General features: G+C 53.6%; 1 protein-coding gene. It reads left to right on the top strand.

Going from position 1 to position 392, the window contains the following annotated elements; genetic code table 11:
* Nucleotides 1–392: FlgK family flagellar hook-associated protein (locus tag H0X91_RS34830; protein WP_442859792.1), on the top strand; the 392-nt coding region annotated here is incomplete at both ends.

Here is a 392-nt window from a genome sequence, read left to right as displayed (position 1 = left end):
GTTCAGGATGGTGGCACTTATAACATCACGATGGCCAATGGCTACTCACTGGTTCAGGGAAGTACGGCGCGGCAACTTGCGGCAGTTCCTTCCAGCGCCGACCCTTCTCGTACGACTGTCGCTTATGTTGATGGGACGGCAGGCAATATTGAGATCCCGGAGAAATTACTGAATACCGGGTCGCTGGGCGGCATTCTGACATTCCGTTCTCAGGATCTGGACCAGACGCGTAATACGCTTGGACAACTGGCGCTGGCATTTGCCGAGGCTTTCAACACCCAACACAAAGCCGGATTTGATGCCAACGGCGATGCTGGTGAAGATTTCTTTGCTATCGGTAAGCCCGCGGTTCTGCAAAACACGAAAAACAAAGGTGACGTTGCGATCGGTGC

The sequence above is a fragment of the Burkholderia sp. 9777_1386 genome (assembly GCF_015712265.1).
Classification (GTDB): Bacteria; Pseudomonadota; Gammaproteobacteria; order Burkholderiales; family Burkholderiaceae; genus Burkholderia; species Burkholderia cenocepacia.
The sequence above is the reverse complement of the archived record's forward strand: the minus strand, read 5'-3'. Positions and strand labels throughout refer to the sequence as shown.